Here is a 7,622-nt window from a genome sequence, read left to right as displayed (position 1 = left end):
TACGGGCTAGTGCAGCTAATTTCTGCGAAATAATTTGTGCTAGCGCAGGACGACAAGCCCGAGCTGTTCAGGGAAGTTTCAATCCCGCTCATTGCGCGATAAATCGCGCCGCTACGGATTAGTGCAACTAAGTTCTGCGAAATAATTTGTGCAAGCGCAGGACGACAAGCCCGAGCTGTTCAGGAAAGTTTCAATCCCGCTCATTGCGCGATGAATCGCGCCGCTACGGATGAGTGCAACTAAGTTCTGCGAAATAATTTGTGCTAGCGCAAGGCGGCAAGCCTGAGAGTCCCCGGGAGCATACATTAGTATGTGACCGGGGCGAGCAGGTGCAGCCAACGCCGCGATAGCGCAAAGTATGAAGCAGAACTAGCGTTCGTCGCGCCGTCCGCCGACTGCCGCCCAGATCCGGCGCACATGCACGGTCACTTCTTCGCGGTCGTGATACAGCTGGCGCGCCTGGATCTGCGCGTTTACGCCCTTCTCCTTCAGCGCCGCGTCCATCATTGCCAGGTTCTGCGTGACTTCTTCATAGCGCTTTTTCATTGGCAGCTTGAGGTTGAAGATCGCCTCACGGCACCAGCCGTTGACCAGCCATTCGGTCATCAGGCTGGCGACGCGCACCGGTTTTTCCACCATGTCGCACACCAGCCAGCTGATGTTGCTGCGCGGCGGGCGAAATTTGAACCCGTCTTCGCGACAGTGCGTAACCTGTCCGGTATCCATCAGGCTCGGCGCCATCGGGCCGTTATCCACCGCGTAGACCCACATGCTGCGCTTCACCAGCTGATAGGTCCAGCCGCCGGGGCAGGCACCAAGATCGACCGCATACATGCCGCTGCCCAGCCGTTCGTCCCACTCATCGGCCGGCACGAACACATGGAATGCTTCTTCCAGCTTTAGCGTAGAGCGGCTTGGCGCATCGGCCGGGAACTTCAGGCGCGGAATGCCCATGTAAAACGGCGAGTTGTTATGCGGCAGCGAATAACCAACGTAGCAGGTGCCCGGCGCGATAAAGAACACATGCACTACCGGACGTTTATTGCTCTCATAATTCAGCAGAATTTTGCTGTCGCGCAGGCTGGCGCGCAGCGGAACCGTCAGCTTGCGGCAAAATTTGGTCAGCTCTTTGGCTTCATTGGTGTCGGGCACTTCAACGCGCAGCTCGCCGCCCTTCTCCACAACGCCGCTCAGCATACCGACGATCGGGGTAATACGATCTTCCGGCGGGAGATCGCGCAGCAGCTCGCCCACCACCAGCATTTGCCGGGCAAAAATCAGCTCCGCGAACGGCAGAGTGGCGATCAGTTTTTCCGCCTCTTCCGGCTGATAGCACTCAAACAGCACGTAACCGGCGTCATCTTTAACACGCGGAAAACCGTAGATTTCGCGCTCCGCTGCTTTGGCACTGATTTCTGCCGCACACTCTTTCTCAAATCCCGGGCGGCAATAGAGTAAAACTTTATTCATGGCGATCTGCCTTTCGTTTCAGACGCAGCGCGCCAATCAACATCAAAAACCAGCCAATCAGGAAGCACAGGCCTCCAACCGGCGTAACAAACACCCAAAACTTCAGGTGCGACAGCGCCAGACAATACAGGCTACCGCTGAACAGGACGATACCCAGCGCCATCGCGGCGCTACTCCAGTAAAACCAGATATTGGCGCGACGCAGCATCGCTGCGCCAATACCGATAATCGCCAGCGTATGATACGCCTGATATTCAAGGCCGGTATGGATCCACGCCATCTCGGCCGCGCCGAGCGCTTTGCTCAGCACGTGCGCCCCAAAAGCACCAAACGCCACCAGCAGAAAGCCGCTGATGGCGGCAAATATAAACATGGCACGACTGGACATTCATTTATCCTCAAGGTGAAACCGCACATCACTGTGCGGCAGGCAACGCGTTAGTGATCGTAGCGGAAGCGGAATTTTTCTTGTTCAGTTGCGGCTTTTTCCAGAATCCACTGCCGAAAGGCGGCTATTTTACCCAGTTCTGCCTGGCTGTCATGACAAACCAGATAAAAAGCATTTTTACTCACTAAGACATCGTTGAAAGGACAGACCAGACGTCCGGCCTCAATTTCACTCTGCGCCATCACATTATTAGCCAGCGCCACACCCTGGCCGTGGATCGCCGCCTGCAGCACCATGGCGCTGTGGCTGAAGATCGGCCCCTGCTGAACGTTAATGTGCTGCAAGCCCAGCTGACGAATATAGGATTGCCAGTCACGGCGCGAGGCGTCATGCAGCAGCGTGAAATGCGCCAGATCGGCCGGTGATTTGAGCGGATTGTCGCCAGTCAGCAGCAGCGGCGAGCACACCGGCAGCAGATATTCGGCATACAATTTCTCTACCCGCAAACCGGGCCAGTTGCCGCGGCCATAAAAAATCGCCACGTCGACATCGTCGGCCAGCTTCTCCTCATCACGGTCCACCGCCTGGATACGCACATCAATGCCCGGATAAGCCAGATTAAAGCTGGAGAGGCGCGGAACCAGCCACTGAATGGCGAAACTCGGCAACAGGCTGACGGTGAGAGCCCCTTTGGCACTGCGCGCCTGCAGTTTGCGCGTGGCATCGTTCAGTGCCGAAAAAATCTCTTTGATATCGAGATAGTAGCTTTGACCCTCTTCGGTCAGTAACAGCGAACGATTGCGCCGGCGAAACAGCTTGAGACCGAGAAAATCTTCCAGCGATTTAATCTGATGGCTGACAGCCGCCTGGGTCACAAACAGCTCCTCAGCGGCTTTGGTGAAGCTCAAATGACGGGCCGCAGCGTCGAAGACGCGAAGAGCATTAAGCGGCGGAAGGCGTTTTGACATGGTTTTCCGTACCCGGATTGACAGCGTAACACTGCAACTTATACAAAGTCGTTACGTATTAGATTTTTTAATCCGAGACATTATAATTTGTCCGTTGAGGAAGCTCCAGCAAATACCTATAGTTGCCGCACTTCCTGAGCCGGAACGAAAAGATTTCTGGAAACGTGCGAGAGATCGCAGACTTTTAGAGAGCTTTTGGCTTGTGGTCGTGATGTTGTGTTTGCATTTTGATCTGACGATTGCAGATCAAACTTTTAATTCCTGTAGATTTACCCTGTCTGTCCATAGTGATTTTAAATAGCACCGCAAATTGCGGTGCTTTTTTTTACCTGCTAACCGGGCTTACTGGCCCATTTCCACCATCTCTTTCACATCTGAGCGGTTAATCTGCTGCTCGTTGCCATTGGCATCTTTATAGCTGATCATACCGGTTTCATCGTCAACTTTTGGTTTGCCATCCGCAACAATGGTGCGACCATCATTGGTATGCATGACGTAGTTGCTGGAACAGGCGGCCAGGGTAAAGGCCATGGTGCACACGGCCAGCACTGCGGCGAGTTTATTCATCTTCTATCTCCTTGCAGATTGATTGCATTAAACCACCCGCGTGCGCTGACCAGTGGCAGCAAACAGAGCGATCGACTGGAACAGACCGATTCGTTATGCGGGTTTCGGTTCAAACCTTGCAATAATTAGCATAACGCGCTTTTCCAGCTTTGCCAGGCCACGGCGTGGCTTTCAGCCTGGTCCTAACATCCAAGTAAGTGAGCTGAGTATGACCCATTTCTCTCCTGGCGAGTTTCGTCAGCAGTTTCCCGCGCTGAGCGATGCGGGTGTCTATCTCGACAGCGCTGCCACCGCGCTGAAGCCGCAGGCGGTGATTGACGCGACCGCACAGTTTTATTCGCTGAGCGGCGGCACCGTCCACCGCAGCCAGTTCGCCGCTGCCCGCGCGCTGACGGCACAGTATGAACAGGCGCGTGCGCGCGTGGCGCACTGGCTGCAGGCGGCGGACGATCGGCAAATCGTCTGGACGCGTGGCACCACGGAGGCCATCAACCTGGTGGCGCACAGCTGGCTGGCACCGCGTCTGCAACCGGGCGACGAGATTGTGGTAAGCGAAGCCGAGCACCACGCCAATCTGGTGCCGTGGCTGATGGTGGCGCAGGCCAGCGGTGCGAAAGTGATAAAGTGGTCGCTTGGCGCTGACCGGCGGCCGGATATCGCCCTGCTGCCGCAGTTACTCAACGCGCGCACCCGGCTGCTGGCGATAGGTCAGATGTCTAACGTGACCGGCGGCTGTCCGGATCTGGCGCAGGCGATTACGCTGGCGCACGGCGTTGGGGCGAAAGTGATGGTGGATGGCGCGCAGGGCGTGGTGCACTGCCCGCCGGATGTGCAGGCGCTGGATATCGACTTCTACGCCTTTTCCGCGCACAAGCTGTACGGCCCGATGGGCACTGGCGTGCTGTACGGCAAAGCGGAGCTGCTGGACGCGATGCCGCCGTGGCAGGGCGGCGGCAAAATGCTGACGCAGGTCGATTTCAGCGGCTTCACGCCGCAGCCGGTGCCGTGGCGCTTTGAAGCAGGCACGCCGAACGTGGCGGGCGTGGTCGGGCTGAGTGCGGCGCTGGACTGGCTGACACAGTATGATGCCGGGAAAGCCGAACGCTGGAGCCAGCAGCTGGCCAGCCTTGCCGAAGAGCAACTCAGCGCTATTCCCGGCTTCCGCAGTTTCCGCTGCGGCAGCGCCAGCCTGCTGGCGTTTGATATCGCCGGTATTCACCACAGCGATATCGTGACGCTGCTGGCGGAACAGGGCATCGCGCTGCGCGCCGGCCAGCACTGTGCCCAGCCGCTGATGGCGGCGCTTGGCGTCAGCGGCACGCTGCGCGTCTCATTTGCCCCCTATAATAATCTGCAGGACGTGGACGCGCTGGTGCGCGCCATGCACCATGCCGTGGATTTACTGAGTGAGTAACGTAATGACATCAGCCCTGCTTGCCCCCCATCCGTTTGGTGACCTGATTACCGAAGCCAGCCTGACGGAGAAGTTTGCCCATTTTCATCAGTGGGAAGATCGCTATCGCCAGCTGATTCAGCTCAGCCGCCAGCTGCCGGCACTGCCGGAAGCGCTGAAAACGGCGGAAATTGAGCTGTCCGGCTGCGAAAACCGCGTCTGGCTCAGCAGCCAGCAGCGGGCCGACGGTACGCTGCATTTTTACGGCGACAGCGAGGGACGCATTGTGCGCGGATTGCTGGCGGTGCTGCTGACAGCGGTGGAAGGAAAAACGCCCGCGGCGCTGTTAGCCACAGATCCGCTGGCGCTGTTTGATACCTTAGGGCTGCGCGCGCAGCTGAGCGCCTCGCGCAGCAGTGGTTTACAGGCGCTGGCTGAGGCGGTACAGCGTGCTGCCCGCGCGCATCAGGCAGACTGACGCGCCGCGCGCGCGAGAAATTTTTTCAGCGCGTGCGACACCGCAACAAAACCAAATGTGGCGGTCACCATGGTGGCCGCACCAAAGCCGGCGGCACAGTCCATGCGCTTTGGCCCTTCCGCCGTGCTGCGCGAAGCGCATACGCTGCCGTCCGGCTGCGGATACACCAGCGCCTCGGTAGAGAATACGCAGTCGATCCCCAGTTTACCCTTGCTGTTTTTCACTACGCCAAAATCACTTTTCAGCCGCTCGCGCAGTTTGGCAGCCAGCGGATCCTGAATGGTTTTGGCTAAGTCACTGACCTGAATCTGCGTCGGATCGATCTGTCCGCCGGCGCCACCGGTAGTGATCAGCGGGATCTTATTACGCCGGCACCAGGCAATCAGCGCAGCCTTAGGGCGCACGCTATCAATCGCGTCAATCACATAGTCGAACCCCGCATCCATCAGCTCCGCGGTATTGTCCGGCGTGATAAAGTCATCGATGCAGATCACCTCACACTCCGGATTGATGGCGTGAATACGCTGCGCCATCACCTCAGTTTTGGCCTGACCGACATGCCCCTGCAACGCATGAATCTGACGGTTGGTATTGGTAATACACACATCGTCCATGTCGATCAGGGTAATTTTACCGATGCCGGTGCGCGCCAGCGCTTCGGCCGCCCAGGAACCGACGCCGCCGATGCCGATGACGCAGAAATGCGCGTCGGCAAAACGCTGCAGTGCTTCCTGCCCGTAGAGACGCGCCGTGCCGCCAAATCGCTGGCGCCAGGCGTCGCTGACAACTTTCATAGCTAACCTTTTAGTACGATGCGCGGACGCGCACCCGACAAACCCAGGGTGCGCAGCCTATCAATTTGCGCCGATAATCAATGAACCATTATTGCCGTTTTGCGGATTGCTGAACAGCGGCTGGCCGGTTCCCGGCGCGGCTTTCAGTACCCAGACGCGGCCATAATGGTTGTAGAAGCCCGCCAGATGCGCCGCATCCGGGCCGACGCCCTGGTAGATATCGAAGTGCTGGCCTTTGATCGCGCCGCCCACGTCCAGCGCGACCATCAGGCGCATCTCATATTTGCCGTTGAATTTGCCCTTCTCATTCAGCTGCGGCACTTCAGCCAGCAGCGCCGTACCGGCGGGAATCAGCGAACGATCGGACGCCACCGAGGCTTTGGCAATCAGCGGTACCGCACTGGCACCGCGCACCGGCACATACTCTTCCGGCTTGAAGAACACGAACGACTGGTTGGTTTCCAGTACGTTGCGCACTTCCTGCGGCGAGTGCTCCTGCGCCCACTGCCGAATCGCCTGCATCGACATGTCTTCGCGCTTCACTTCACCGCGATCGATCAGCTCTTTACCAATACTGTGGTAAGCCCAGCCGTTCTTGCCGCCGTAGCCGAAGAAGCGCAGCGCACGGCCATCGCCGAAATCGACATAGCCGCTACCCTGCACGTCCATCATAAAGTTGTCGATCAGCGAGTTGCTCCAGGCAATCACATAACGCTCATCCAGTGCGCCACTATAGATAGAAGCGCGGCTTGGCAGCTTCTGTCCGCGCGGACGCGGCGGCATGCGATAAATCGGATACTGGAATTCGCCCTGACGGGTATAACGCGCTTCCACCACCGGCGTGTAGTAACCGGTAAACTGTACGTTGCCGTAGCTGTCGGTGCCTTCCATCTGATAGGCGTTCAGGCCGAACTGGCGCAGCTGACGCGTATCGGCGCCGGAGAGCAGCCAGTTCTGAATCGCACTGTAAGTGCCGAGGTTGCGGCCATACAGACCGGACGACGCCGACTGGATCTGCTGCACCTGCAGGCCGAAATCACGGCCATTGACCGGACGCCCTTTGGCGTTCGGCTCATTCACCAGCCCGAGCGGTTGCTCCAGCTTGCCATCAATATATTGCTGACCGCGATCGGTCGGCTTAGAGCTACAACCGGCTAACAGCGCCAGAAATGCGCCAGTAAGTGCATACTTCGCCCAATGTCCTTTCATTACCTTCTCTTTTTAAGCTGGTTGTTTGCACGGCGACGATAGCAAAGGGGCAGACAGAATGAAATCTGCCGCAGGCTAGCGCGCTCACATCTGTATAATAAATCGCCCAATGGCCAAATAATTCAGCAACTGTTTGTCTATTTAGCGCTTTAACGCAAAAAAGGGGTTGCATCATCATACGCCCGGTGTATAGTGCGCATCCACGGACGCGGGGTGGAGCAGCCTGGTAGCTCGTCGGGCTCATAACCCGAAGGTCGTCGGTTCAAATCCGGCCCCCGCAACCAATTCTTCGTGATGAAGAGACAATGTGGCAAGTCGCTTAGCGCGACAGACGGACGCGGGGTGGAGCAGCCTG

The 7,622-nt window shown here is 57.8% G+C and carries 8 protein-coding genes and 1 tRNA gene; 3 read left to right on the top strand and 6 right to left on the bottom strand.

Going from position 1 to position 7,622, the window contains the following annotated elements; all coding sequences use genetic code 11:
- Nucleotides 1-369 precede the first annotated feature (369 nt).
- From rlmM to FT726_RS25290, 4 genes are all read right to left on the bottom strand, one after another.
- On the bottom strand, nucleotides 370-1,470 hold the full coding sequence (gene rlmM / locus FT726_RS25305; protein ID WP_021507383.1) for a 23S rRNA (cytidine(2498)-2'-O)-methyltransferase RlmM: 1,101 nt from the start codon (nucleotides 1,468-1,470) through the stop codon (nucleotides 370-372).
- Entirely contained in the window at nucleotides 1,463-1,858 is a 396-nt protein-coding gene (locus FT726_RS25300; protein WP_021507384.1) for a DUF423 domain-containing protein, read from the bottom strand. Before FT726_RS25300 ends, rlmM begins: the two co-directional genes overlap by 8 nt.
- Nucleotides 1,859-1,908: 50 nt before the next feature.
- Nucleotides 1,909-2,826 (bottom strand): transcriptional regulator GcvA, encoded by a 918-nt coding sequence (locus FT726_RS25295; RefSeq protein WP_010616414.1) that lies wholly within the window; start codon nucleotides 2,824-2,826, stop codon nucleotides 1,909-1,911.
- Nucleotides 2,827-3,168: 342 nt separating this feature from the next.
- The gene (locus tag FT726_RS25290; protein WP_010616412.1) at nucleotides 3,169-3,393 is read right to left on the bottom strand and encodes a YgdI/YgdR family lipoprotein; all 225 of its coding nucleotides are present in this window, start codon (nucleotides 3,391-3,393) and stop codon (nucleotides 3,169-3,171) included.
- Between the two features lie 208 nt (nucleotides 3,394-3,601).
- Between FT726_RS25290 and csdA the strand changes: the two genes are divergently transcribed.
- On the top strand, nucleotides 3,602-4,807 hold the full coding sequence (csdA, locus tag FT726_RS25285; protein ID WP_288424820.1) for a cysteine desulfurase CsdA: 1,206 nt from the start codon (nucleotides 3,602-3,604) through the stop codon (nucleotides 4,805-4,807).
- A 4-nt stretch (nucleotides 4,808-4,811) separates the two neighbouring features.
- The gene (csdE, locus tag FT726_RS25280) at nucleotides 4,812-5,264 is read left to right on the top strand and encodes a cysteine desulfurase sulfur acceptor subunit CsdE (RefSeq protein ID WP_021507386.1); all 453 of its coding nucleotides are present in this window, start codon (nucleotides 4,812-4,814) and stop codon (nucleotides 5,262-5,264) included.
- On the opposite strand, the gene tcdA is transcribed toward csdE, so the two are convergent.
- The gene (gene tcdA, locus FT726_RS25275; protein WP_346303658.1) at nucleotides 5,252-6,058 is read right to left on the bottom strand and encodes a tRNA cyclic N6-threonylcarbamoyladenosine(37) synthase TcdA; all 807 of its coding nucleotides are present in this window, start codon (nucleotides 6,056-6,058) and stop codon (nucleotides 5,252-5,254) included. The genes csdE and tcdA overlap by 13 nt on opposite strands.
- 60 nt (nucleotides 6,059-6,118) lie before the next feature.
- On the bottom strand, nucleotides 6,119-7,267 hold the full coding sequence (gene mltA / locus FT726_RS25270) for a murein transglycosylase A (RefSeq protein WP_288424817.1): 1,149 nt from the start codon (nucleotides 7,265-7,267) through the stop codon (nucleotides 6,119-6,121).
- Between the two features lie 207 nt (nucleotides 7,268-7,474).
- Here mltA and FT726_RS25265 point away from each other — a divergent pair.
- Nucleotides 7,475-7,551, top strand: a tRNA-Met gene (locus tag FT726_RS25265).
- The last annotated feature ends 71 nt before the right edge of the window (nucleotides 7,552-7,622 follow it).

This window comes from Pantoea sp. Morm, assembly GCF_016643525.1.
Taxonomy (GTDB): domain Bacteria; phylum Pseudomonadota; class Gammaproteobacteria; order Enterobacterales; family Enterobacteriaceae; genus Pantoea; species Pantoea dispersa.
The sequence above is the reverse complement of the archived record's forward strand: the minus strand, read 5'-3'. Positions and strand labels throughout refer to the sequence as shown.